The following is a 23,799-nucleotide window of genomic DNA, read 5'->3' as shown; positions in this document are numbered from 1 at the left end:
GCCGCCCTCGCCGCGCTGAAAATCCGAGGAAAGCGGCTGGTCGGCTTTCAGGAACGTTCACAACGCACCTGAACGGCGGCATCTGGTCGGGAGCTGCCGGCAGCTCGCGACCAATCATTGCCATTGAGGCCTGCTCGTTGATCTGCTGAACGCAGTCGCTCGAACGAAGTCGTGACATCCGATCGCAACCGCCTACGGCCCACTTCAGCGTCATCGCGCCCGCAGGCCGGGAAGGTTGTGAAATTGCAATCTTTCGACCTCTGGATGTCGTGTCGCGCGTTCAAGTGCGCCTCGTTATCCGGATTTTCCCGTAGTTGGGTTCTCTATATTCCCGTCCTGAAGATGATCGAGGTGGGTCACGGCCTTGATTCAGGTTGTGGCAACGCACCGTCCCCCTTGATCAAATTTCCGTGTGGCTGGGAAGCCGACGCGTAACCATCATAATCCATTCGGATCGAGCGCATGCTCGGGGAGAATTCTGCCAAGAACGCCGCTTTTGGTAAAGATCAAGTGAAATGCAACGCCTAACAGATGCAGAATAATCAATGCATATACAGGCCATTGGCCCAAACCATGCAACCATGCAAACAGGCTGGCCATGTGATCATTCTTCGCAAAAATCTCCGGAGTTTGTATCAAATTGAAAAGTTTGATCGGATAACCGTCATAGGCGCTCTCCATGAAACCTGTCACCGGCATCCAGATCATCACGGCGAAAAACAGCCAGTAGACGAGATGGGCAAGGTGGCGGTCCCAGGCTGCCACACGTTCGGCATAGGGCGGTGGCCCATCGATGAACCGCCAGCCGATGCGGAACACCGTCACCAGCAGCACGATGCAACCCAGCGTCTTGTGCCAGTTATAGGTGCCGTGCTGGATCGCCGATCCGGCCTTGGCGTTGATCATCACCCAGGCGAGCGGCAGGATCGCGAACATGCAAAGCGCAGTAATCCAGTGTAGCGCCTGGTTGAGCGGCGAATAGCGTTTCTTCATGGCAGATCTCCGGATCGTTATGATCGGTCAGTGGTAGCGAGGAAGGGACGCAGGCAGCCCAAGCAGGTCGCTGAACTGCAGGGTAAGGCGCGCGCCCAGCACCAGCGCGTCGCGCGGGGCGAAGCGGGCATCGGGGCGCTGCGTGGTGTCCGGGTGAATGATATATTCGGCGTTCGGCGAGACGGTAACGCCGGGCACGGGCTGGAAGCCGTAATTGATCTCGACGTTGTACTGGTTCCGGTTGACGAAGGTCTTGCTGTCGTTCTTGCGCAGCAGGTCGTTCAGGAAGCCCGTCTCCGCGTGCGTCAGGATGAGCTGGGTGATCATCAGGCCCACGCTGTCGTGCGGACGGGCGGCGAACGGGCCTACGTCGTAGACGCCGAGCGTATTCTGGAAGCTGAAAAGTTCGCGACGATCGAAGGGCATCGCGAACGACCCCAGGATGTAGAGCGCGCGGTGGGTATCGTCCGGGCGGTAGATTGCCTGGTCGAACAACGCATAGACGCCGCCTCGATCCGACGTGTGGGCGAGCGGTGCTCCTCCGAACAGGGCGCGCGATTGGTGCTGCGTATTCAGCAGGGGATCGGTGAACGGCGCGTTGTTGTACCAGGCGCCGACCTTGTAATGGCGCGGATAGCGATCGTTGCTGAAGTCGCTTTCGTAACCGATCTCCACCGGGGCGACGATGCCGGTCGCCGTCTTCAGACCGAGATCGAAGCCGTGCAGATTCTTGCGGTTGGGATCGACTGAGAAAGCGCCGCTCTCGAGATAGATTTTGTCGGTCGGGTTGATCCGGAGCCGCCCTCCCCAGGTTGCGTAGGGAAAGCCGGAGAAGCCACCTGTGAAGACGGGCAGGTCGTAAGGGCATTGCGATCCGCTGATGAACTGGCAGCCGAAGGTCGGTCGAGCGAACAGTGTCGCCGCGCTCACCCGGCCGCCCAGCACGTTCACCGCGCCGCCAAGGAAATTCTGCTCGTAGGACAACTGGGCGAGCTGGAACTTCTGGAACGGCAGATACCAGTCCTGCGACTTGATGAAGTTGCCAATGTTCCTCTGTAGGGTGTCGCCATATTCGTAGGTGAAGAGCAGGTGGAAACGCCCGCCCTTGATTCCCGCCAATTTGCCGAGATCCGCGTCCGCGCCAATCGTGCCGGCACCGGCATTGGCGGTGCCGTGGCTGAGGCCGCCCACCGGATTGCCCTGGAAATCATCATAAAAGGCTGAATTGAAGAGGATCCCGGCGTCCAGCAGGGACCGGAACGGCGCGCTGATCATCGCGAGCGGCGCTTGATCCGTCGGCGGGGCGGGGGCGGGGGCGGGCGATGTGATCGCGGCCGGCGGGGCCTGGCCATCGCCACTTGCCGTATCAGCGTGCGCGGCCGAGGGAAGGGCCAGCATCATCGTCGTGAGCGTTGCCAGTCTCTTGCGCATTCATGGTTCCCATCGAGAGGCCGCATGCGTCCCTGCGCCTCCGCCGGAGCGAACACGGGACGGTTCGGTGGTGCTGAGCCTGCCGCCGGGGCAGGGGGTAGGATTGCGGTCGGGTATTCTACGGGCGGATCAGGGGATGCCGCATGATGCTCTCCTTCACCGGCCGCATGGCCTCGCTGCGTCGCATGCTCTGTTCCGGCGCCGCAGCGGCTGGTTCAAACCGCGGCGGATTTTATGGTCGGCGCGCGTGCAGGGATCTTCAGAAGATGTACGTCGCCCCGAACAGGAAGGATGAGCGGCCGTGCGGGCTGCCGGCATAATAGTCCCGGCCCGGCCCGGAGCCCGCCCAGCCCAATTGCAGGCTGAAGTGTCCGATGTCGCGCGATGCGCCGATCCGCCAGTCGTAGCGCCGGCGTGCGCTATGAGGCAGGCTCTGGCGACCCGCCTGAACGAGCAGCCCGACATGCGCATTCAGTCGCCACTTGTCCTTAGGCCGCAGCACGCCGTCGAGATCGCCGTAAAGCGTTGCCTGCCCCGTGCCGAAATAATTGGGCGAATAGCGGATGTGCGAGGAGATGTGGTCGGTGATGATCCCCGCGTAGAACTCGGTGTAGTCCACCCCGGCGCTGCCACTATAATAATGGGTGTAGCGCGCATTGGTGATGCCGACATCCAGCGTTGGCCCGGATCCGATCCGACGAGCATAACCGGCATAGCCCTGAACACCCAGCAGTTGCGCGCCGGAATGGCGGGTGGCGACACCAGTGATCGAGCCGCCGATGTAGAAGCCGCTCAGATCGTCATAGGAGAGTTCGCCGACGGCCACCGGCCGGCCTTCGCTCAGCGATCGACCACGGAACACATCCTCGTTCAGCACGGAGAGGCTGGCGCCGGCGGCAGCAATCGCCTGCGTCGGGTGGGCAAGGAGCATCGCGAATACCAGGCCGGGGCCACCCAGGCCGGCGCGGAGACAGTCAGCGGGGGCTGTTCGCAGCCATTTGCCGGCTGCACTCCCTGTCGTCACAGGCACGGGAAATATGCTCCAGAGACGCCAGCGCATCGATGGCGCCGCCGCCGGCCCGAGCCGCGACCAGCGAGATCGGACCGTCGGCGGGAGACCTGCGCTCCCGCATCAGGGCAATCAGCCCGCTGACATGGGCCGCCGCATAGGAACTGCCATCGACCAGGTACCATCGTCCTCCGGGCTCGGTTGTCGGGATGTCGCGCCCGGGGGCTGTGTAGACGCCTCGCGGTGGCGCCGCCATAGCGGCGTCGGCCACGGCGATGACGCCACCGTGAGACGCCGGAAAGCCGCCGTCGGAAAGGGCCGGGTCATAGGCTGCGACGAACGTCTCGCCGCGTCCGATGCCGATGTCGATCAACTTGCTCAGAAGAATATCGGGCGGGCCGGCCAGGCTGAGGTTAATCACCTGCGCGTGGTGCTCGATCGCGAAATGCAGAGCCTTGGCGAGGCTCACGCTGTCGCACACCGACCCTTGCACCCCCGGCAGTTGCCAGCAGGCACGCAGCGCCATGATCCGGGCGTTGGGGGCGATGCCGACGATGCCGATGTCATTGTCGCCCTTTGCGGCGATGATACCCGCAACGCCCGTCCCGTGAGATTCGGCCGGCGACGGCCGGCCGGCGACGAAATCCTCGTTGACCATGACCTGGCCGGCAAGGTCGGGATGATGGTCATCGACCCGCGTGTCGACCACCGCGACCGTTACGCCCCGCCCCGTGGAGATCCGGTGGAGATCGGCCAGATGCCAGAGATGCGCGGCCGGCTCGGCGGGATAAAGCGGGTCGTTATAGGCGGTAGGCGCACTCTTGGTGCGGTAGACGTGCATCGGCTGAGACCATTCGACGCCGGGATCGCCGGAGACTTCGGCGGCGGCTTCCTCCGGCGTCCGTCCGTCGGACACGGTCATGATGAAGCAGTCGACACCCAACAGCGGCATCGGCCAGTCGCCATTGACGGCGAGGCGGTGTGCCCGGGCGATCCGCCGGCTGATGCGCTCGCGGGCGCTACGCGCCAGCATGTCGCCATATCCGCCGCCATAATCCGCGTCGGGCCGGAAATGCGGGGGCGGCTGGCGCAGCATCACCAGAATCTGGCGGTCGCCGCCCGAGGGTGGGGCGGCGATCGCCGAATGCCCGTTGCCGAGCCCGGTCATCGCCAGAAACAGCGGCAACCATATTGGCCGCCAGCGACGGCGCGCGGTCATGACTGCGGGCTCGCGTCGATCGGCTGGACAAGGGTCACGGCGGACTGAGCCCGCAGGCGGACGAGCACTGCCTCGCGCTCCGTTGCCGGCACCAGCAGCATGTAGGCGCCAGTCTGGGTAGGGCCGTCGACCACGCGCGCGCCGCTTTGGGTGATCAGCGCGCGCAGTTGTTGCTCGCTCGTTTCGGGGCGGAACATGACCAGCAGGTTGCCCGCCGGATGGGTGGGGGCAGAGCCCAGCGTCTGATATTGCTCCGGCCGCATCTCCGGCTGCGGCCGTGACCGCAGCTGGAGCGAGGGGATGGTGACCCCGACAACCAGCAGGAGGGCGGCAGCCTGGGCCGCGATCGCCCAGCCTTTGCGCCCGGGCCGGGCGACGGCACGGCGCATGGCCTCCAGCGTCCGGGCCGGGCGGCGGGCCGGTGCCGCAGGCGGGAGTTCGAGCCGGCGCCGCAGTTCGGCGAAACCCAGTCCGGCGTCGAGCGGCAATTGCGCGACCTCGCTATGCAGCCGGCGTTCGATGGCGAGCTCGCCACGGCACTCGGCGCAGTCGGCCAGATGCGCTTCGACTTTCACCCGGTCGATGGGTGTGATGCGGCCGGTGACATACCAGGGCAGGAGCTCGATCGTCTCTTGATGGCGGTCGTCGGGCAGGGGAATGATGTCTGCCATGTTGTGACCCTATAACCAGTCGGCAAGCTCTCCGGCGAGCTTGCGCTTGAGGTGGCGTCGTGCGTGGAACATGCGGGTCTTCACCGTGTCCACGGGGCAATCCATGATCTCGGCGATCTCGCGATAACCGAGCTCGTGATAATAGGTGAGGTCCACCACCGCGCGGTGGTCGGCTGACAGGCCGTTGATCGCGCCGAGCAGGGCTGCCTGCACTTTCTGGCCGCCGATCCGGTGATCGGGACCGGGCTCCGGGCTCACCCGGTTCTCCGCCTCCTTGTCTTCCACGGCCTGGTCTTGCCGCCTCACCGCCTTCATCGCCTTGCGATAGCCGATGGCGAAGATCCAGGTGGAGAGCTTGCTGGAGCCGTTGAAGCCATCCAGCTTCTCCCACACCACCATCATCGTGTCGTTGAACACTTCCTCCACCAGTTGCGGGCGGTGGACCATGTTCATCAGGAAGCGGGTGAGCCGGGGATGATAGTTGCGGTACAGCTCCTCAAACGCGCGCAAGTCGCGCGCACGGATGCGGGTGACAAGCCAGTCTTCCCTCGGGGATCCTCCCGACGCGCCTCGGGACCGTTCGTTCACCACGCTCAAGCTCGCCACGCAACAGCTCCTCATACACCCCATTCAGTGCCTGCCGGGAGCCGGATGGTTCAAATTGCTGCGTTGCCGTGGATGCGGATGTCGGTGATGCGTCTTTCTCCGTCGACGCGGCCGAGCTGGACGATCACGTCGATCAGAGAACGGGAGTAGCCGATCGTCTCCTCGCGCGAGAGGCCAAGGCCGGCCTGCATCACCATCAGCGCGATCTGATCGAGCGCGCCCTCCGGCGTGTTGGCATGGACCGTGGTGAAGGAGCCGGGGTGGCCGGTGTTGATCGCGCGCAGGAAGGTGGCCGTCTCGCGTCCCCGGATCTCGCCGACGATGATCCGGTCCGGCCGAAGGCGGAGCGAGGCATGGAGCAGATCCTCCACCGTCACCTTCGCCTCACCCATTTCGCCCTTCACCGCCACCAGACCGAGCGCGTTGGGCTGGGACACGACGATCTCGGGCGTATCCTCGACCGTGATGATGCGTTCGCCGGCGGGCACTGTCTTGAGCAACGCGTTGAGGAAAGTGGTCTTGCCCGAGGAGGTGCCACCCGAAATCAGCACCGTACGCCGCGCCTTCACCGCCTCACGCAGAAAGGCGACCGGCGCTTCGCGCAGATCATCTCGCCGCGCCATCCGGTCGGCCGGCGCTTCGACATGCGGGGGTAGTGGCTGTTCATAGGCTTCCAGCGGGCGTTGCACGGTCAAATGACGGCGGATCGAGAGCGCCCAGCCCGCGCGCGTGGCAGGCGGCCCCACCATTTGCACGCGCTGCCCGTCCGGCAACACTGCGGCGAGCAAGGGGCTCTCGCGATTGATCCCCTGATGTGTCGTCCGGGCGATCTGGGCGGCAAGGCGAGCGAGCAACTGATCGTCGATCTCTGGAGCATCGATCCGTTCCATCGCCGTCTGGCCGGCCCGCTCGATCCACAGCTCGCCGGGACGGTTGACCATCACCTCGGTGACGTCGGACTGATCGAGGAAGCGGGCGAACGGCCGCAGGTAGATGCGTAGATAAATGCCTGCCGAGGCATGATCCCCGATCGACACTGGCTCGGCGGCGCTCACTGGCCGTCGTCCGTGAAATCGAGGTCGCGTGCCGCGAACACCTGGATTGGGGTGCCTTGCATCACGCGCACGGTGGGGGAGATCTTGATCTGGTTCTGTAACGCGACGCCGGCGGCGCCCGAGCTCCCGCCCACCGATCCCAGTACCACCGTGTTACCGGAACCGCCGATCGCGCCAGCGAGACCGTCGATCACCGATAACAGGATGGCCGATCCGAAGCGCTGGAGGAAATGGCTGTTGACCTTGCCGGCGAGCCCGGTCTCCCCGACGTCGTCGGTCGCGGGCGAACCGAGCTGGATCGAGGTGCCGTCGGGGCGGAGCAACCGGTTCCACACCACCAGAGCGCGCGACTGCCCGGCCTGAAGAGCGCTCTTATACTGGCCGATCAGGCGGGAGCCGCGCGGGACGAGCACCTTTGATCCGTCGAAGGAGCGTACGTCGCGGCTGACCAGTGCGCGGGCATAGCCCGGCAGGTCCGAATTGATCGCCGTTTCCAGAACGGCCGGGATGATCGTGCCCTGCGCCACCACCTCTCCTGGATGATCGAGATGGGTGACGTGGCTCGTCGGCACCGGCTCGTCGCCGGTGCGGGCGGCGAACTGCTCATCAGGAGAGAAGCTGCCGTCCTGATGCGATCCGGCGGGGGGCGATGCGCCGACCGCTGGCACCGGCCCGCCGCCACGGCCAGAGAACGAGGGCGGACCATTGTCGAGCACGAGTACCGGCGAGACACGGGGGACGATCGCAGTCGCAGGTGGTGATGGAATGGTTGCGCCCATAGCGGAAGCGGGCGGCGGCACGGGGCTCGGCGCGGCGCGGACGGGCGCCGCCGCGACCACAGGAGGTGCAGCCTTGGCGGCGGCTGTGTCGGCGTGGTGATGGGCAAGGCTCAGCATGGTGAAGCCGCCGATCATCGCGGCGCCGATGATCCCGACGGCGAGGCCCATCCCCTCGGCCGCGCTGGCCGGGCGGCCGACCTCGGGCACGGAGCGGGCGCTGGCCCGGGCCAGCTCCTCATCGGCCATGGTGAGGCGCGGATCGCGCGTGGCGAGGACATCGGTGGCGATCATTTGCGAGCCTCGCGGGTGGGTGAGGACGAGCCGAAAAGCCCGGAGAGAGCCGAATGCGCCTTGTCCGGCCCGCGTGGCTGCGGGGCGGCGGCATCGAGCACCGGCTGTTGATAGGCATCGTCATACAGGGTCGCGACGGCCGGGCCGCGCCGGAGCACATAGGCAGGGGCCACCCCGTCCACCACCAGATAGTCGCCTTTCACCGTGTAGTTGACCACGCTTTCCTGCTTGCCGGGCCCCAGCGAATAGATGGCCGGTGCGGCGACGCCGTCGGCCCAGTGCATCCAGGTCGAATGCCCGTCGTCGAATACACGCATCGGAACATTGGCGGCGGTGCCGGTGTAGCTGTAGGCGGCATTGCGCTCGGCCGGCGGCGGCGCGTCCTCGTGCGTCGGCACCGGTGGCGGGGGTGGTGGTGCGATCGCGGCGAGTTCGGCGAGGGTCGGCTTCGGCTCCTCGGGATAGGTGAACTGCAAGTCGTAGGTGACATGCCCGGCATGGCAGGCGGCATCGTCGCGCGCGATCAGATCGAAATCGTAGCGGCGCTGGTCGGTCACCACCGTCATGTTGGTATGGCCGGCAGAGGCGACGGGCTTCAGAAACAGCAGGTCGGCGCGCTTGTTGGGCACCGCCTGCCACAGATCGGCATTGCCGAGCGCGATATTCTCGACATGCTCGCCAGGCGCGAACGCGACGGTGGACTGGAAGCCCGCGCAGCCGTGCAGCACCGTGACTTGATGCGGATCGTAGAATGCCTGGAGGATCCGCGGGTCGCGCGCCTTCGTTGCGGCCTGGGCGGTGGACGTAAGCAGAAGGGCGGACAGGAGAAGGGCTAATCTGGTCATCGAATGGCTCCCGCTTGTCGGGGAAGGTGCGCGGCCGGCCGAAGGCCCTGGCCAAGCCCTTCGGTGCGGCGTTGTCTGCCGGGGACGGTGCTTTCGCCGGCGAGCGTCTCGAGACGCTGGGTCGCGGTCTGTTCGACGCGCACCGATACCGGGGCTGGATCAGCGCCACCGTCGCGCGCGAGCGACGTCATCACCTGCCCAACACGCGGATCGGCTGAGGCTGTGGCGGAAGCATGGCCGGCGCCTCCACCTCCCGCACCGGAAAGCGGCGGGGGGAAAATATGCGATGATGCAGACTCCGACAGCGATGGAGGCGCGTCGTCGCCGATGCCGAAGCGCCAACCGCGCACGAGGCTCGCCGACGTCCACATCATCATGCCGATCAGCCCGACATAGACGACCGCGCCGAGGAACAGTTCGAGGATCGGACGAAGCTCGGTGATGGCCGAGGCCGGATCATCGGCGATCGCATCGAGCAGCGGCGCCATCAGCCCCACCGCGGCAGAACCCGCGAGCACCGTCAGGGTCGGCGCCAGTGCGAACATCAGCGTGGTGCGCAGCCAGCCTTCCAGCAGGCCGCGCGTCTGGCGGAACAGGCCCATCACGATGAAGACCGGTCCCATCGCCAGCAACAGCGCCAGCACGATGCGGGTGAGCACGAGGGCGCCGGCGGATCCGATCAGGATCAGCATCGCACTCAGCCACATGAGCGCCGCCGCCATCTGCGGGCCGGCGAGCGGACCCAACGCCTTGGACGCGCCGGGTGCGGTGTCGCCCATCGCCCTGGCCACCTCGGCAAAGCGATCGAGCAGCGCATCGAGCCGCGTGGCGAAGCCGAGTGTACCGCCATGGCCGCTGGAGAGCGTGTTGGCGATCTCCTCCGGCCCGCCGACCAGCAGACCGTAGACCGTGGCGTGATAGGCGGGCCAGGAGGTGGCGAAGGTCAGCACCAGCCCGACCGCGAGCCCTTTGGGTGCGAGGCCGGACAGACTGAGCCGTGTCCGGCCGGTCATCAGCACGACCGCGATGAAGCCGACGTAGAGAGTGAGAAGCGCGGTCAGCACCGTGCCGAACGCGCCATGCTGACCAAAAAGCTGGCTGTAGCCCGACTGCACGACCAGACCGACATGACAATCGACCGAGCCGAGCGCATGGGCCACGCCAAAGCCGCCGGTACCGGGCGCGGTGTCGGCGAAGGCCGGGCAGGCGACGGTCTGCGCGCTCATGGTGCGGCCCTCAGTCGGGGCGGTGGGGCATCGTCGTCTGCTGCCGGCCCGGGCCACGGCGTGCCGATCAGGTGCGGCCACCATTGCGAGGGATGGTTGCCGAAGCGGGCGCGCAGTTCGTCGAGGCGCCGCACCGAAGATTCCCGGCCCGACAGCGCCACCAGGATATCCGGCATGCCGCCCAGATCGAGCCGCGCCACCACGCTGTGATTGCCATGCTTGACTAGAAAACCGTGGGCCTCGGGCGGCAGGGCGCGGATCAGGTCCAGCTCGTGCTCCGTCAGCCCGAAGCCGGTGCAATAATCCTCCTTCTGCGCGCGCGGGTTGGGCATGAAGATCTGCGTCGCTGCCTGCTCGATGATGGCGGGGCCGATCCGGCTGTCGAGCGCGTCGCGCGCGGATTGCGTACCGAAGCCGAGGATCGCGTTGCGCTTGCGCAGCGTCTTCATCCAGTCGCGAATGCGGGCGGCGAACACGTCGTCGTCGAGCGCCTTCCAGCCCTCGTCGATCAGGATGACGGTGGGGTCACCATCCAGCCTCTGCTCGACACGGTGGAACAGGTACATCATCGCCGGCGTGCGCAGCACCGGGTCTTCGAGCAGAGCGGTCATGTCGAAGCCGAGCGTGCGGGTGGACGCGTCCAGCCGATCGACCGGATTGTCGAACAGCCAGGCATGCTCGCCCTTGCCGATCCAGGGCGCGAGGCGCGACGCGAGGTCACCCTGCTGCGGCCGCCGGTCACCGGCGAGGAGTTCGACGAAGAAGCGCAGGCGACGATAGCCGGGCTCCTGCTCGTAATTGGCGACGACGGCGGCGGCGATGGTCGCTTCTTCCTCCGGACTCGGGCATTCGCCGGGCTTGGAGACCATCCGCGCGATCAACGTGCGCAGGAAGGCCCGATCCTCGGGGGTGCCTTCGTTCTGGAGAGGATTGAACCCGGTTAGCTCGCCGGGGCGCAGCGTGGCATAATGACCCCCGATCCCGCGCAGGAAGATTTCCGCGCCGCGATCCTTGTCGAAGAAGACGGTGCGCGGCGCGAAGCGACCGGCCTGGGCGGCGAGGAAGTTCAGCACCACCGTCTTGCCTGAACCCGACGGGCCGATGACCGAGAAGTTGCCGAGATCGCCCCGGTGGAAGTTGAAGAAATAAGGCGTGGCGGAGGTGGTCTCGAACACGCTCACCGCCTGCCCCCAATGATTGCCGTCCGCTCGCCCGATCGGGAAGCCGTGCAGGCTGGCGAAGCTGGCAAAGGCTGCCGTGGAGATCAGCGACTTGCGCGCGGCATAATGTTCGTTGCCGGGAAACTGCGCCCAGAAGGCGGGCTCGAGGTTCAGTGCCTCGCGCACCGGGACCGCGCCGATGTCGGCAAGCGCGGAGGCGCATTCGGCGGCGGCGCGGTCCAACTCCTGCAAGGAAGGCGCGCGCACCAGCAGGCTGAACTTGTGCTCGCCCATCGCCGCGCGGCCTGAGGCGAGATCATCCTTCGCCTCGACCAGTCCCCGCCGAAGGCTCTGTGCGTCGTCATCCGCGGCGCGGAAGCGACGTAACGCGAGGTCGACGCGTTCCACCCCGATCTGGCGGTCGACAAAGGCGAAGCTCTCCGAGAGCGCCATTTCATAGGGCAGGCGCAGCAGCGCATCGATCATGCCCGGCTGGGCGTGCGGCGGGTATTCCTTCAGCGACAGGATCGCGGCGAAGCTCTTGTCGCCCGCGCCCTTCTGCTCGAGCGCCTCGGCGCCGAAGCTCACCCGCTTGTAGGGGATGTGGTGCCCGGCATCGGCATTCGGCGCCAGTACGGGCTTCAGCTTGCCATTATAAAGGGCGGACAGAAGCTCCAGCGGTTCCGAGCAGGGACCATGCGGTGTGTCGTAGCTGGAAAGCAGAGTGGGGGTGTAGGCGCCGAGTCCTGCCTGCAACGCCTCGCGCGCGGCATCCAGTTCGCGGATCTCGCGTGTTAGCGCCGCCTCGCGTTCCACTGTGCCCAGACCGCGGGAGAAGAGGCCGCCGAGGCGCTCGGCCAAGCCCGCCTTACCTTTAGGCGGGCGGCGGACGATGGTGAGGAATAGGTTGTTCACGAACAGCCGCCGCGCCCCCATCCGCTCGCGCCAGCGCCGGTCGATCTCGGCGCAGATCGGGTCGACGAATTCGCCGCTCAGATCCACGGTCACCCGGCGGCGCAGAATATGGTGATGGATGACGAACCGCGATCCTGCCACTGCCTTGAGCGCCGCGTCCCGCATCGCCTGGCGGTGGTTGAGATCGAGCGTCTCGGCCGTCTCGAAGGCAAAGCCTTCCAGATGCAGACATTGCATCAGCCCGCCATCGCGCAGCACCACGGTGCGCTCGTCGGCGATCCGGCTATAGGGCAGGCGTTCGCCAGCCTTCTCCTCGCGGGGCTTGGACATGGACGACCTCAGGGCTGATAGCTGTTGCAGCGGTGGCGCCGCCAGGTGCGGTTGCGCGGGCAGCGGCTGACCCGGGTCAGCCACAAATCGAAGATGCGCGGTTCACGCAGACAGGCGAGATAGCCGACCCCGTGCATGGCTAACGCCACCCCAAACACCCAGAAGGATCGCGCGATCAGGAAAGCTTCCGTGGTCACCACGCCGTTGATGATGAAGTAGCTGTAGGTGACGCCGGCGAACATCTGCGGCTGGGTGAGCGCGCGGAAGATCGGTATGCGGGCCAGTTCCGCCATGGCTATTATCCGGCCGTCGCTCGGATGCCGCCGACGATGGTCGCCGCGCCGAATAGGATGAAACAGCCGACAATGACGGTTGCCCCGTAGCGCCAGTTGAGCCGGCCGCTGAGCATCATCAACCCGACGACCGCCACCGCGATCACGGCGACGCCGCTGGCGACTTCACCAAGCAGCGTATCCTGCATCCATGTGACCGCACCCAGGATGGGACTGGCTCCCGCCGGCGCCGCTGCTTGGGCTGAAGTCGAGAGTGCAGCGCTGGCAAGAGCACTGCTCTCATTCAGGAGGCGGTTGGTTTTCATGGCAGGCTCCGAAGATTGGGATGGGGAAGGGCGAGGCTCAGCTCGGCCAGCCGGTCGAGGGTGGCCGCGACATAGGCGCGCGTCTCGCGATAGGGCGGTATTCCGCCATAGCGTTCGACCGCAGCCGGTCCGGCGTTATAGGCCGCCAGGGCCAGATCGATCCGTCCACCGAAGCGGGTCAGTTGCCGGCGCAGGTAAAGCGCGCCGCCGTCCATATTCGCGGATGGATCGTGGGGATCGATGCCCAGCGAACGGGCGGTCGCTGGCATGAGCTGCATCAGGCCTATCGCCCCCGCTGTCGAGACAGCGTCGGCATGGTAGGCGGATTCCCGCCGGGCCACGGCATCGACCAGGGCGGGTGCAAGATTGTGACTGGCTCCAGCGATAACTGCCGTCGCCGCCAAGGGGGCTAGCGACGACGGCAGCCGGTGCGGCACCTGCGGGGGATATCGAGTGCCGACCTTCTTTAGCGCTCCGCCAGCCTCGACCTCGAACACCTGAGCACAGGCCGCCGGACCCCACAGCGTCGCGACGGCCAAGGCGATCGCGCAGGCCCCGACAAGGGACCCGCGATACGCCTTTGGGTGTTTGTGGAAGGTGACGGCGGAGCGCACGCGATTAGTAACCCAGGCCCGAATTGGCAGGCGGCGAGGTCGGTGCCGGCTGTGCGGTCGATGCGCTATTGCCCAGGTCGATGCGGCCGTAGATGCCTTGGGTCTGCGTCGGACCAGCCGCGTAGAACAGCGTCGTCGAGGGCTGGTCAAAGCCGGCGGCGTCGTTGCCGAAGGCGATACCCCACAGGCCCGGGATCACGATGGGCTTGCCGCTTGAGTCGCTCAGTTGGCCCAGCATCTTGCCGCTTGTCGGATCATAGACGTTGATCGTGCCGTCGCCGAAATCGCCGATCAGCAGATCGCCGCTGAACTGGCCGAAGCTGGCCGGCGCCATCGCCATGCCCCAGGGCGCGTTGAGCGCACCGCCGACGTCGACGAAGCGCTTCACCAGCTTGCCGGTCAGATCGTAGATGTCGACCAAACCCAGTCCCGCACCGTGATCCTCCAGCGGATTGGTGCCGGTGAAGTGCGCATAGCTGACGTAAATCTGATTGCCGATCGTCTGCACACCGAAGGGCTTGTAGCCCGCCGGCAGGTTAGGATCTGTGAAGCCACCGGCCAACGTCGACTGCTTGAGTGTGCCGTCACCATTGTCGACGAAGGCATCGACCGTGCCGTGCGCGGCATCGGTCGCGATCAGCATGTTGGTGGTGCCCTGCGTAACGATGGCGAGGCCGGTAAAGGCGTCGCCCTGCGTGCTGCCGTCGAAAAGGGTTACGGTGTTGCTGGGATCGACGCTCTCGTTCCAGCCCGAGATCGTGCCGCCGGTGCCGTCGAAGAGGAACTGGGCAGCGGCGCTTACACCGTTCTTCTTGATCACGAACGAGGAACTGGCGTTGCCAACCGTGCCAGTCGGGCCTGAAGGTGTACCCTTGGCGCCTGCCGGGATGGCGACTGCGGGAAGCTTGGTGTTGCCGTCCCCGTCATAGACGGTGGTGACATTGCCTGCATGCGCGGCCACCCAGGCTGCGGCATTTGGTGCGAACGAGACGCCCCACCCGTGCTGTAGGTTTGAATCCTGTTGCGCAGCAGCGCCTGCGACGTTCGAGACCAGCGCCTTGACAGTATAGGCGGAGGTCGCCGGCGTGGTCGGCGCGGGTTGGGTGGGGGGCGTCGAGACGCCGCCGCCCGACGAACCGGAGGAATTGTTGCCCCCTCCGCAGCCGGCCAGCGCAAGCGTGCTCGCGCCCGCGATCAGCCATCCAAGGGACGATCGGATTTTACTCATGCCCAACCTTTCATCGACAGATGGGCGGCGCCCGAGCGCCTTCACCCGAGCATGGGTGCGAGTGACCATCCCACGGGTTCAAAGGAGCGAAAAAAGTTTGACGTCCGGCTGAAGCCCAGCAGATTCTGCCCGCCTTCGGGCACGGAATTTGGCCTGATCGGGCATCTGATCGGGCCCTTGACGAGGCCGGTCTCCGGCGGAAAGCGGTCAGCTTCCAAGCGCGCCTCACGCGGGCGGCGGACTATGCGCATAATCGCATGATCTGCGAATTTCATTTTCCGGGCGATGTGGCGGCCGGCCAGTCCTACGGTATGCTGATCGCCGAGCGACTAATGGAGCAACCGGCGTTCCAGGCGCAATTCAACGCAGCCGCTGCCGAGGTGAAGGCAGCAGGCTTGTCCTGAACTGCTGGTCCGGGATTGCTGGAAACTAGTCCGCCGGATGCGATGATCCGGCGGGCGGCCTGTCTCTAATTAGCAGCGATTGGTGCCGCGTTCGATCGCGCGCCCGGCGAGTGCGCCGCCCGCGCCGCCAAGCACCGTGCCGAGCCCCGTCACGCGCCCAGCCATAGCCATCCTGGTCGTGAGCCATGGCAGTAGCCGGAACGAGCGCGGTTCCCATGCTTACGGCGAGCGCAGCGACCATGATCACCTTGCGAACCATTCGGAAATGCTTCCAATAATCTGGTTGGCTGATGAGTTCTTCTATCGCAAGCAAGATGCAGGCCGGCCGAATGGGTTTGGCAGCACTGGTTCATCGATATTGGCGATCGCCAATGTTGGGGGACATCGGTGCGGGGGGGGGCCAGAGGCGCGCGCCTAGCCAAGTCATCGACACCATCGTCCGGCGGTCGACCGGGCTAAGGAGACCTTCTCCAAGCTGTGTGAAAATCCTATCCCCAGAAGAACGGCCGTCATTTGATATGCATCTGGTGCATGTGCGAATTTCTTCATTCAATTGGTCATTGAGGCGACTGTCGAGCATCTCCCAAGCCTGGCCTGGAGAGACGGTATGGCAGATTTGTTCGACGCTCGTGGTCACCATGCGACATCAATCGCGGCTCTTCTCATCGTGGGTATTCTTGGCGGATGCGCGACGCGGAGTACCAGCGAGATCTCATCGGTGCCGGTTACGGTCGCCATCACCGAGGACGGTAATCAACCCCTCACACTTGCTGGCCTCGGCCATGTGCAGGGGCTCAACACGGCGGCCGCACGGGCGCAGATCAGCGGCCAGATCCTACGCGTGAGCTTTTCCGAGGGGCAATCGGTGCAAGCCGGTCAGCCGCTCGCCCAGATCGACCCAAGACCGCTCCAGGCAGCACTGGCGCAGGACGAGGCGACCATCGCCCGTGACAGCGCCGCGCTCGCCAACGCGAAAGACAATGTCACCCGTACGTCACCCCTCGCGGCAATCGGCTCTTCGAGCTGGGCCTCGGCTCAATCGCGCTGACGTTCTGCGGCGCATCGGACCCCGCCACGCAGCGTCGGATCGATCGGATTCTCGCCGAGCATGGCCCGGCGGAATTCGGGGCCCGCTTCCTCGAGGAGTGCGGTCCGGACTGGGCGATTCCGCTGCTCGACAATGCCCCATCTCTCGCGACGTTCGACGGAGACCCGTCATGAGGCATATTGCACGCGTTGCCCTGCTGGGGCTGATCACCATGCCGGTCGTGACGATGCTTCGGCCCGCGCCGGCGAATGCCATCATTGTGTTCGACCCCAGCAACTATGCCCAGAACCTGCTGACCGCCGCGCGCGCGCTCCAGCAGATCAACAATCAGATCCAGTCGCTGCAGAATGAGACGACGATGCTCGCCAACCAGGCGCGCAACCTCGCATCCGTGAATTTCCCGGAGCTCCAGCAGTTGACCGCCGATCTTCAGCAGATCGACCGGCTCATGGGGCAGGCTCAGTCGATCAACTTCAATGTCGGCACTCTCGACACGGAATTCGCCAAGCTGTTCCCCGGCATGGCGACGCAAAGTGGCGGAGTCGACCAGCAGGTGTCGAGCGCTCAGGCGCGCGTTACCAGCGCCATGACCGCCTACAAGCAGACCATGGGCCTGCAGGCGCAGGTAGCGGCCAATGTTCAGAGCGATGCCACCGCGCTCGCGGCGCTCTCGGCACGGAGCCAAAGTGCCGTCGGCGCACTGCAGGTCTCCCAGGCGACCAACCAGTTGCTGGCACTTGCGACCAAGCAGCAATTCCAGATCCAGCAGATGATGGCGGCACAGTATCGGTCCCAGGCGATCGACGAGGCGCGGCGCGCGCAATCGTCGATTGATGCGGCTGCCGCCGCCAAAGCCTTCCTCGGCACCGGCACGGCCTACACACCCCGCTAGAGGCACGCCGGCCGGGGGTGACCGCGGGGTGCGCCCCCATTCCCCGACGCATCCCGCGGTCTTCCTTCGACAGGGATCACCCACCGATGAATGACCTCAACATCATCGACCAGTTCCTGAGCGCCTTCAGCAGTTACATCGATGCGGGTTTCGGCCTGCTCGGCGGCGATGTGCACCGGCTTACCGCTACGCTGATCGGCATCGATGTCACGCTCGCTGGGCTCTTCTGGGCCCTCGGGGGCGAGCAGGACGTGATTGGGCGGTTCGTCCGCAAGGTCCTCTACGTCGGCGCCTTCGCCTTCATCCTGAACAGTTTCTCGACGCTGGCCGACATCATTTTCAGATCCTTTGCGGCGATCGGGCTGGAAGCGGGCGGCAACACCCTCTCGGCCGACGATCTGCTCCGCCCCGGTAAGCTCGCCGGCGTTGGATTCCAGGCTGCGTGGCCCTTGCTGGAGCAGGCTTCGAAGATGGCGGGCCTTTCGCTCCTCTTCGACAATTTCCTGGAGTTCCTGGTGCTGCTGTTCGCCTGGGCGCTCGTGATCCTCGCATTCTTCGTGCTAGCCGTGCAGCTGTTCGTCACCATCCTCGAATTCAAGCTGACCAGCCTGGCAGGCTTTGTCCTAGTACCCTTCGCGCTTTGGGGGCGAACCAGCTTCCTCGCCGAACGCGTGCTCGGCAATGTCGTCTCATCTGGCCTCAAGGTGATGGTGCTCGCCGTTATCGTCGGCATCGGTTCCGGCTTCTTCACTCAGTTCACGACGGCGGTGCACGGGCAACAGCCCGACATCGCCCAGGCCATGACGCTGGTGCTGGCGTCTCTCTCGCTGCTGGGCCTCGGGATTTTCGGACCGGGTATCGCCTCTGGCCTGGTCGCAGGCGCTCCACAGCTGGGTGCAGGAGCTGCAATCGGCACCGCGGTTGGCGTGGCCAGCGCAGCTGCCATGGGCGGCGGCGCTGCAATCGGAGCGGCGACTATGGCTGCCGGCGGGGGAGTGGGGGCCGTTCGATCTGGCACTACCATGGGAGCCGCCGGCTCAACGGCTGGCGCTGCCAACGGGCCAGGGGCAGCGGAAGCTGCTCGAAGCCCGGCTGGTGGAACCTCCGCTCGCGGGAAGAGCGAGGCAGCGCCATCGCCCGCTACATCTTCGCCGTCAGGACCCGCGGGCACGCCCGATTGGGCGCGGCAGCTGCGCGCCGAGCAGACGGCGCGTCACCATCGGCAGACGGCCGTGCAGACGCTCAAGGAAGGGGACGGTGGGGGCGCGTCCGCCACTCCCGATATCGACGAGAAGGAGGAATAGACCATGTTCTTCAAACGTGGAGTCCAGCGCTACGGCGATACGCCTGCGCCAGCGACGCCCTATCAACGGGCCGGTCAGATGTGGGACGAGCGTATCGGCTCCGCTCGAAGTCAGGCGCGAAACTGGCGTCTGATGGCCTTCGGTACGCTGTTGCTGGCCGGCGGCCTCGCATCCGGGATCGTCTGGCAAGCCGCCCAGAGTCGCGTCATTCCCTATGTCGTAGAGGTGGACAGGCTCGGCGCGGCGAGGGCAGTCGAACAGCTTCAATCGACCTACAATCCGACCGATCCGCAAATTGCGTGGCATCTGGCTCACTTCATCACCGACGTGCGGGGCGTTTCCCTCGATCCGGTGCTCATGCGGCGAAGCTGGCTCGAGGCCTATGACTTCGTCACGCGCCGTGGCGCTTCCGCCATCGATGGATATGCACGCTCGGCTGATCCCTTCGCCAACATTGGAGACAGAACCGTCTCGGTTCAGGTCATCAGCGTCGTCCGCGCATCCGACCGCTCGTTCCAGGTGAAGTGGATCGAAACAGCCTATTCGCGTGGAGCACTCTCGGGCACCAGCCATTGGACTGCCATCCTGACGATCGTGCAACGGCCTCCCGCCAACGCCGATATCCTGCGGAAGAACCCGCTCGGCATCTATGTCGATGCCATCGACTGGAGCCGCGAGATCGAGCCGTCCATGGCTTCCGTTCCACTGACACCAGCGGCGCCCCGGCTAGCGATGCCCGAAAGTCCCCCGGTTCAACAGGAGGTGCAACCGTGAAGCGCCATTCGATCTCACCGCTGGCTCTGGGCGTGGTCGCGCTGATCGCGGCTGACAGTCCTCCTGTCCCCACTTCGGCTGCAGCAACATCTGCGCCGGCAGCAGACATTCGTCCGTCGATGGCCCCTGCCGAAAGGCCGGCACCTGTGAATCGAGCCGAAATGCGGGCCGTCGCCGGCGCCAACCGGAGCGCTACTCTGTCTCCGATGCGATCGGGATTCGTCAACGCGATGCAGATATACCCTTTTGCCGACGGGGCCGTGTATCGCGCCTATGCCGCGCCCGGTCAGGTCACGGACATCATGCTCCAGCCCGGAGAGGTAATGGGAGCGGTCGCGTCCGGCGACACGGCGCGCTGGGTGATAGGCGATACGACCAGCGGTACGGGCGACGCAAAACGGTCTCACATCCTCGTGAAGCCCTTCTCGGCCGGGCTCACCACCAACATCGTCGTGACGACCGACCGGCGCAGCTACCATGTGTCACTGATCAGCACGCCCGCCACCGCGATGACCGCGGTCTCCTGGACCTATCCACAGGATCAGCTGCTCGCGATCGAGCGCGCCACAAGGGCAGCGGCTGAAGCCAGCCCAATTGCGGTCGGGCTCGACCTGACGAAGCTACATTTCGACTATAGCGTCACGGGCGACAGCCCAGACTGGCGGCCCATTCGCGCCTTTGACGATGGTCGACAGACGTACATCGAGTTTCCCAAGTCACTCAGCGTGGGTGAGGCGCCGCCCTTGTTTCTCGCTGGTCCCAAGGGTGAGGCCGAACTCGTCAACTATCGGATGCAGGGCCACTTCTATGTGGTCGACCGTCTGTTCGACGCGGCCGAACTCCGACTCGGATTGAAGCATCAGGACGTGGTTCGGATCACGCGCATGATCTCCGCCGGATCGAGGAAAGGGTGATGGGGGAGCCAGACCCAATCGCCGCTGCACACGCCAAGGTCGACCCTGAAACCCTCGTGTTACGAGGTCGCCCACATCGTGCGGCGCGTTTCAGGCGTGGCGTCATCTTTGGGGCGACCGTGGCTGCGACCGGGACGATCGCGACCCTCAGCGTCGTGGCTCTGCGCCCGCACGCGCATCGCGCGGCTGACCAGCCGACCGATCTGTCGCAGCCGGCATCGGTCGGATCGCCCGATACGCTCAATGGTCTGCCAACAAACTACGGTTCAGCGCCGAAACTCGGGCCACCGCTGCCGGGTGACCTGGGCAAACCCGTCCTCGAGCATCAACAGGCAATGCTTGTTGCGAAAGCAGAGCCGGCATCGAATGCGGCCCTCACGCGCAATGTGGATGAGTTGCGCGCTGCTCGCCAGTCCCCCATTCTCGTGCAAAACAGTGGGGGTCGGGCGCCGATATCACCGGCGCAGGGGACTGCGATCACGCCGCAGCAGGAAACGGGAACCCACACGACGGTTGGCTCGCTGACCGATGCCAGTGACCAAGAGAAAAAAATCGGGTTCATGAAGGCGCTTGAGATCGGGAGCGCGGTAAACCCGCATGAGCCAAGTCTTCCGGTGTCGCCCTGGCTTCTGTCGGCCGGCAGCGTGATCCCGGCAAGTCTCATCACTGGCCTGCGCTCGGATCTTCCCGGTCTGGTGACCGCACTCATCACGGAGAATGTCTATGACACACCGACGGGAAGGGCCCTGCTCATTCCCCAAGGAAGTCGGCTTGTCGGCAGCTATGACAGCCAGGTGACCTTTGGCCAACGACGTGCGCTACTCGTTTGGCAGCGTCTCCTATGGCCCGATGGCAGTTCGCTCGCCCTCGACAACATGCCGGGCACCGATGTCGAGGGCTATGCCGGCCTCGAAGATCGGATCGATCATCATGATGGGATGCTGCTCAAGGGCGTCGTGCTGTCGACCTTGCTCGGCATCGGTACTGAGGTCCAGTTCACCGGCCGGGGCGGACTCACCCAGGCTATCCGCCATTCGACTCAGCAGAGCGTGTCGCGGACAGGGGATCAACTGATCTCCAAGGCACTCGATATTCAGCCGACGATCACCGTCCGGCCGGGAACGCCCGTACGCTTGCTGGTCCAACGCGATCTCATACTCAGGCCATGGAAGGAGGAAATCCGATGAACGCCCTCAAACTCGGCCAACTTCCGGATCGGACGCCGGTCAAGCTGGCGATCTCGGTACTGCCGGATTTGCATCAACGGCTGGCCGCCTACGCCGAGCTCTATCGGCAGACCTATGGTATCGAAGAGCCTGTCGCAGAGCTCATCCCGCACATGCTCGAAGCCTTCTTGGCCAGTGATCGCGCCTTCGTCCGCGGCATCCAGACAGGCACAGTGTCGAAGGAGGGCCGATGATGGCCTGGTTTCGCGGGCACGCCATCCTTGTCGGCGCCAGACGCGGTGTCGTTGGGCCACGGCGAAACGAGCGCCGACATTTGACACGCGGTATTTCAGGCTGCGGCCTCGATAAAGGTGGGACAGCAGCCTCGTTTGGGGGAGGCTCCGCTCATGGCAGATGAACTGGAAACCGGCGATCGTCTGATCCGGTTGGAGGAGGTCAAGCGTCGTGCGGGGCTCGGTAAGACCATGATCTACGGCCTTATCAAGGCTGGAAAATTTCCGTCACCATATAAGGTCTCGGCATTTGCCTCTCGCTGGAGCGAGAAGGAACTCATTGCCTGGATCAATGATGTGAAGGATGGCTTCGAAGGCAAGAAGCGTCGGATCTGAGATCGCTGCTCACATACGACAAAATGTTAGATTAGTGATACAAATATCTGTACTTCAAAGATAAATGTGCGGCGACTGACTATCAGTCGCCGCACTAGTTGGCTATTCAGCGTCTGACCGGGAAACGGAATTCACCATCGACGCGAGGCGCGAACCGGCACCGGAATCGGACGCCCGTTACCTTTGAGGGCCGATCGATAAGATCGATGGGATCAGGCAGGCCCTTGCTCAACATGGTGGCCCAAATCTCCGCCAGTTCGCGCCTGCGAGGCATATAGGCGGCGCGATTATAGGCTCCTTCGACCCTCTCTTTCGGCACATGAGCGAGCATCAGGTCGATGACCTTGCGATCATGATCCTTCCCCTCGCGCTCCGCCCATTCGTTCATGATGGTTGAAAAAGCAGCGCGAAACCCGTGAGGGACATGGTGTCCGTGGTAGCCCGCGCGGTTGAGGAGATAGCCGAGGGCATTTTCGCTCATTGGTCGATGCAGGTGTCGATTGCTCGGGAAAAGCAGCGGTCCATTTCCCGTCAGCGGCCACAATCCCTTGAGCACCGCGATCGCCTGGGTTGTCATCGGGACTAAATGGTCGCCGTCTACTTCCTCTTTCCGTTCGATATTGCCCTTCATTCGGGACGCAGGAATGCGCCACACGGGTTCCTTGCCATTAAGATCCTCGAACTCATCCCAACGGGCGCCGCGCAGTTCGCTTGGTCGCACGGCTGTGAGGGCAAGAAGACGCAGGGCCAGACGCGTGATCGGGCGCGCATAATCCTCTTCCGCCACCAGGATCATTCTACGAAGAGGAACCAGGTCCGTGATGGCGGGCTGGCGTCCTTTACGCAGGGGCTTGAGGACCGCGCCAAGCTTCTCGGCCGGGTCAGATTGAGCAATACCCTTGGCGATCGCGTAGACGAAGACGGCCGAGATGCGTTGGCGGATGCGCTTGGCGGTTTCGATCGCACCGCGCGACTCTACCTCACGCAGAACGGAGAGGATGAGCGGCGGTATGAGCTGCGCGATCGGCAAGGAGCCGATTGTTGGGAAAACATCCCTTTCCAGACTTCGGATAACGTCTTGGGCGTGGATCGGAGCCCATTGTGATCGGGCGTTCTCATGCCAATCGCGTGCCACGCGCTCGAAAGTCTGCCGACTGGATTCCAGGTTCGCTTCGATCCTAAGTTTTTTCACGATGGCGGGATCATGCCCCTCGCAAAGGGCGGTGTATGCCTCGTCGCGCTTCGTGCGCGCGTCGGCGAGCGAGACGATCGGCCAGGCGCCAAAGGCCATGCTCTTGTGCCTGCCGTCGTAATCGTAGTTCCAGCGCCAGAGCTTTCCGCCGCTCGGCGTCACCATCAGAAACAGGCGGTTGGTATCCGAAAGCTTATAGGTTTTGCTGCGCGGTTTGGCGGCGCGGACCTTCGCATCGGTCAGCAATTTCGGTCTCCTGAAAGTACCTCGTTTTTCGACCGCGCGTACCTCGTTTTATACCCTCCGAATCACTGGATGGGTTCGAACGATTACGAACGGCCGAAGCCGAACCGGTCAGCTAAACGTCGGTTTTCAGCCGAAAATGTCGATACTGGTGGCCTTCTGCGAACCGCTTTGGATAGGGATTTGGCGGAAGAGGTGGGATTCGAACCCACGGACGGGTTGCCCCGTCGCCGGTTTTCAAGTTTGGGACACTCGGCCCGGCA

Annotated in this window: 25 protein-coding genes; 9 read left to right on the top strand and 16 right to left on the bottom strand. The window is 64.7% G+C overall.

Going from position 1 to position 23,799, the window contains the following annotated elements; genetic code table 11:
• Positions 1-438: 438 nt before the first annotated feature.
• The 15 genes from FHS98_RS16780 to FHS98_RS16710 all read right to left on the bottom strand — a co-directional run bounded on the left by FHS98_RS16780 (position 439) and on the right by FHS98_RS16710 (position 15,015).
• Positions 439-993 (bottom strand): cytochrome b, encoded by a 555-nt coding sequence (locus FHS98_RS16780; RefSeq protein ID WP_167107865.1) that lies wholly within the window; start codon positions 991-993, stop codon positions 439-441.
• 27 nt (positions 994-1,020) lie between these two features.
• Entirely contained in the window at positions 1,021-2,424 is a 1,404-nt protein-coding gene (locus FHS98_RS16775; protein WP_167107862.1) for a carbohydrate porin, read from the bottom strand.
• A 259-nt stretch (positions 2,425-2,683) separates the two neighbouring features.
• Positions 2,684-3,355, bottom strand: coding sequence for a TorF family putative porin (locus FHS98_RS16770; RefSeq protein ID WP_167107859.1), 672 nt, complete (start codon positions 3,353-3,355; stop codon positions 2,684-2,686).
• A 43-nt stretch (positions 3,356-3,398) separates the two neighbouring features.
• The gene (locus FHS98_RS16765) at positions 3,399-4,652 is read right to left on the bottom strand and encodes a S8 family peptidase (protein WP_167107856.1); all 1,254 of its coding nucleotides are present in this window, start codon (positions 4,650-4,652) and stop codon (positions 3,399-3,401) included.
• Positions 4,649-5,323, bottom strand: coding sequence for an anti-sigma factor family protein (locus tag FHS98_RS16760; protein WP_167107853.1), 675 nt, complete (start codon positions 5,321-5,323; stop codon positions 4,649-4,651). Before FHS98_RS16760 ends, FHS98_RS16765 begins: the two co-directional genes overlap by 4 nt.
• A gap of 9 nt (positions 5,324-5,332) precedes the next feature.
• Positions 5,333-5,929 (bottom strand): RNA polymerase sigma factor, encoded by a 597-nt coding sequence (locus tag FHS98_RS16755; RefSeq protein ID WP_341786089.1) that lies wholly within the window; start codon positions 5,927-5,929, stop codon positions 5,333-5,335.
• A 50-nt stretch (positions 5,930-5,979) separates the two neighbouring features.
• The gene (gene virB11, locus FHS98_RS16750) at positions 5,980-6,984 is read right to left on the bottom strand and encodes a P-type DNA transfer ATPase VirB11 (RefSeq protein WP_341786088.1); all 1,005 of its coding nucleotides are present in this window, start codon (positions 6,982-6,984) and stop codon (positions 5,980-5,982) included.
• Complete coding sequence (locus FHS98_RS16745) at positions 6,981-8,054, bottom strand: TrbI/VirB10 family protein (protein WP_208402339.1); 1,074 nt, start codon at positions 8,052-8,054, stop codon at positions 6,981-6,983. Before FHS98_RS16745 ends, virB11 begins: the two co-directional genes overlap by 4 nt.
• Positions 8,051-8,899 (bottom strand): TrbG/VirB9 family P-type conjugative transfer protein, encoded by an 849-nt coding sequence (locus tag FHS98_RS16740; protein WP_167107847.1) that lies wholly within the window; start codon positions 8,897-8,899, stop codon positions 8,051-8,053. The genes FHS98_RS16745 and FHS98_RS16740 overlap by 4 nt, the downstream gene beginning before the upstream one ends.
• Entirely contained in the window at positions 8,896-10,125 is a 1,230-nt protein-coding gene (locus tag FHS98_RS16735) for a TrbL/VirB6 family protein (RefSeq protein WP_167107844.1), read from the bottom strand. The genes FHS98_RS16740 and FHS98_RS16735 overlap by 4 nt, the downstream gene beginning before the upstream one ends.
• Positions 10,122-12,530 carry a VirB4 family type IV secretion/conjugal transfer ATPase gene (locus FHS98_RS16730; RefSeq protein WP_167107841.1) on the bottom strand — a complete coding sequence of 803 codons (2,409 nt, stop codon included), beginning with the start codon at positions 12,528-12,530 and terminating at the stop codon, positions 10,122-10,124. The genes FHS98_RS16735 and FHS98_RS16730 overlap by 4 nt, the downstream gene beginning before the upstream one ends.
• Positions 12,531-12,538: 8 nt before the next feature.
• Positions 12,539-12,823 (bottom strand): VirB3 family type IV secretion system protein, encoded by a 285-nt coding sequence (locus tag FHS98_RS16725; RefSeq protein ID WP_167107838.1) that lies wholly within the window; start codon positions 12,821-12,823, stop codon positions 12,539-12,541.
• A gap of 5 nt (positions 12,824-12,828) precedes the next feature.
• Positions 12,829-13,128 carry a TrbC/VirB2 family protein gene (locus FHS98_RS16720; protein WP_167107835.1) on the bottom strand — a complete coding sequence of 100 codons (300 nt, stop codon included), beginning with the start codon at positions 13,126-13,128 and terminating at the stop codon, positions 12,829-12,831.
• Positions 13,125-13,565, bottom strand: a complete 441-nt coding sequence (locus FHS98_RS18905) for a lytic transglycosylase domain-containing protein (protein ID WP_341786091.1) — start codon at positions 13,563-13,565, stop codon at positions 13,125-13,127. Before FHS98_RS18905 ends, FHS98_RS16720 begins: the two co-directional genes overlap by 4 nt.
• 181 nt (positions 13,566-13,746) lie before the next feature.
• Positions 13,747-15,015 carry a TIGR03118 family protein gene (locus tag FHS98_RS16710; protein WP_167107830.1) on the bottom strand — a complete coding sequence of 423 codons (1,269 nt, stop codon included), beginning with the start codon at positions 15,013-15,015 and terminating at the stop codon, positions 13,747-13,749.
• Between the two features lie 212 nt (positions 15,016-15,227).
• Between FHS98_RS16710 and FHS98_RS16705 the strand changes: the two genes are divergently transcribed.
• The 9 genes from FHS98_RS16705 (at position 15,228) to FHS98_RS16665 (ending at position 22,101) form a co-directional block, all read left to right on the top strand.
• Positions 15,228-15,374: a hypothetical protein gene (locus FHS98_RS16705; RefSeq protein ID WP_167107827.1), complete on the top strand. Its 147-nt coding sequence runs from the start codon at positions 15,228-15,230 to the stop codon at positions 15,372-15,374.
• A 607-nt stretch (positions 15,375-15,981) separates the two neighbouring features.
• Positions 15,982-16,422, top strand: coding sequence for an HlyD family efflux transporter periplasmic adaptor subunit (locus FHS98_RS16700; RefSeq protein ID WP_167107824.1), 441 nt, complete (start codon positions 15,982-15,984; stop codon positions 16,420-16,422).
• Between the two features lie 169 nt (positions 16,423-16,591).
• Positions 16,592-17,314 carry a P-type conjugative transfer protein TrbJ gene (gene trbJ, locus FHS98_RS16695; protein WP_167107821.1) on the top strand — a complete coding sequence of 241 codons (723 nt, stop codon included), beginning with the start codon at positions 16,592-16,594 and terminating at the stop codon, positions 17,312-17,314.
• Positions 17,315-17,400: 86 nt separating this feature from the next.
• On the top strand, positions 17,401-18,618 hold the full coding sequence (gene trbL, locus FHS98_RS16690) for a P-type conjugative transfer protein TrbL (RefSeq protein ID WP_167107818.1): 1,218 nt from the start codon (positions 17,401-17,403) through the stop codon (positions 18,616-18,618).
• A 3-nt stretch (positions 18,619-18,621) separates the two neighbouring features.
• Positions 18,622-19,392 (top strand): conjugal transfer protein TrbF, encoded by a 771-nt coding sequence (gene trbF / locus FHS98_RS16685; protein ID WP_167107815.1) that lies wholly within the window; start codon positions 18,622-18,624, stop codon positions 19,390-19,392.
• Positions 19,389-20,306, top strand: coding sequence for a P-type conjugative transfer protein TrbG (gene trbG, locus FHS98_RS16680; protein ID WP_425057356.1), 918 nt, complete (start codon positions 19,389-19,391; stop codon positions 20,304-20,306). The genes trbF and trbG overlap by 4 nt, the downstream gene beginning before the upstream one ends.
• 155 nt (positions 20,307-20,461) lie before the next feature.
• Entirely contained in the window at positions 20,462-21,493 is a 1,032-nt protein-coding gene (locus FHS98_RS16675; RefSeq protein ID WP_341786087.1) for a TraB/TrbI/VirB10 family type IV secretion system protein, read from the top strand.
• On the top strand, positions 21,490-21,726 hold the full coding sequence (locus tag FHS98_RS16670) for a DUF2274 domain-containing protein (protein ID WP_167107809.1): 237 nt from the start codon (positions 21,490-21,492) through the stop codon (positions 21,724-21,726). The genes FHS98_RS16675 and FHS98_RS16670 overlap by 4 nt, the downstream gene beginning before the upstream one ends.
• A gap of 153 nt (positions 21,727-21,879) precedes the next feature.
• Entirely contained in the window at positions 21,880-22,101 is a 222-nt protein-coding gene (locus FHS98_RS16665) for a helix-turn-helix transcriptional regulator (RefSeq protein ID WP_167107806.1), read from the top strand.
• A gap of 106 nt (positions 22,102-22,207) precedes the next feature.
• Here FHS98_RS16665 and FHS98_RS16660 read toward each other — a convergent pair whose 3' ends face one another.
• Positions 22,208-23,539, bottom strand: a complete 1,332-nt coding sequence (locus FHS98_RS16660) for a tyrosine-type recombinase/integrase (RefSeq protein ID WP_167107803.1) — start codon at positions 23,537-23,539, stop codon at positions 22,208-22,210.
• Between the last annotated feature and the right edge of the window lie 260 nt (positions 23,540-23,799).

This window comes from Sphingomonas oligoaromativorans, assembly GCF_011762195.1.
Classification (GTDB): Bacteria; Pseudomonadota; Alphaproteobacteria; order Sphingomonadales; family Sphingomonadaceae; genus Solisphingomonas; species Solisphingomonas oligoaromativorans.
Note: the sequence above shows the minus strand (reverse complement) of the source record. Positions and strands in the feature narration are given on the sequence as shown.

What these genes read in the sequence shown, in the direction of transcription:
- FHS98_RS16780 (WP_167107865.1), bottom strand. Translation starts at nt 993, where the DNA reads ATGAAGAAACGCTATTCGCCGCTCAACCAGGCGCTACACTGGATTACT.
- FHS98_RS16775 (WP_167107862.1), bottom strand. Translation starts at nt 2,424, where the DNA reads ATGCGCAAGAGACTGGCAACGCTCACGACGATGATGCTGGCCCTTCCC.
- FHS98_RS16770 (WP_167107859.1), bottom strand. Translation starts at nt 3,355, where the DNA reads ATGCTCCTTGCCCACCCGACGCAGGCGATTGCTGCCGCCGGCGCCAGC.
- FHS98_RS16765 (WP_167107856.1), bottom strand. Translation starts at nt 4,652, where the DNA reads ATGACCGCGCGCCGTCGCTGGCGGCCAATATGGTTGCCGCTGTTTCTG.
- FHS98_RS16760 (WP_167107853.1), bottom strand. Translation starts at nt 5,323, where the DNA reads ATGGCAGACATCATTCCCCTGCCCGACGACCGCCATCAAGAGACGATC.
- FHS98_RS16745 (WP_208402339.1), bottom strand. Translation starts at nt 8,054, where the DNA reads ATGATCGCCACCGATGTCCTCGCCACGCGCGATCCGCGCCTCACCATG.
- FHS98_RS16740 (WP_167107847.1), bottom strand. Translation starts at nt 8,899, where the DNA reads ATGACCAGATTAGCCCTTCTCCTGTCCGCCCTTCTGCTTACGTCCACC.
- FHS98_RS16735 (WP_167107844.1), bottom strand. Translation starts at nt 10,125, where the DNA reads ATGAGCGCGCAGACCGTCGCCTGCCCGGCCTTCGCCGACACCGCGCCC.
- FHS98_RS16730 (WP_167107841.1), bottom strand. Translation starts at nt 12,530, where the DNA reads ATGTCCAAGCCCCGCGAGGAGAAGGCTGGCGAACGCCTGCCCTATAGC.
- FHS98_RS16725 (WP_167107838.1), bottom strand. Translation starts at nt 12,823, where the DNA reads ATGGCGGAACTGGCCCGCATACCGATCTTCCGCGCGCTCACCCAGCCG.
- FHS98_RS16720 (WP_167107835.1), bottom strand. Translation starts at nt 13,128, where the DNA reads ATGAAAACCAACCGCCTCCTGAATGAGAGCAGTGCTCTTGCCAGCGCT.
- FHS98_RS16705 (WP_167107827.1), top strand. Translation starts at nt 15,228, where the DNA reads ATGATCTGCGAATTTCATTTTCCGGGCGATGTGGCGGCCGGCCAGTCC.
- FHS98_RS16700 (WP_167107824.1), top strand. Translation starts at nt 15,982, where the DNA reads ATGGCAGATTTGTTCGACGCTCGTGGTCACCATGCGACATCAATCGCG.
- trbJ (WP_167107821.1), top strand. Translation starts at nt 16,592, where the DNA reads ATGAGGCATATTGCACGCGTTGCCCTGCTGGGGCTGATCACCATGCCG.
- trbL (WP_167107818.1), top strand. Translation starts at nt 17,401, where the DNA reads ATGAATGACCTCAACATCATCGACCAGTTCCTGAGCGCCTTCAGCAGT.
- trbF (WP_167107815.1), top strand. Translation starts at nt 18,622, where the DNA reads ATGTTCTTCAAACGTGGAGTCCAGCGCTACGGCGATACGCCTGCGCCA.
- FHS98_RS16670 (WP_167107809.1), top strand. Translation starts at nt 21,490, where the DNA reads ATGAACGCCCTCAAACTCGGCCAACTTCCGGATCGGACGCCGGTCAAG.
- FHS98_RS16665 (WP_167107806.1), top strand. Translation starts at nt 21,880, where the DNA reads ATGGCAGATGAACTGGAAACCGGCGATCGTCTGATCCGGTTGGAGGAG.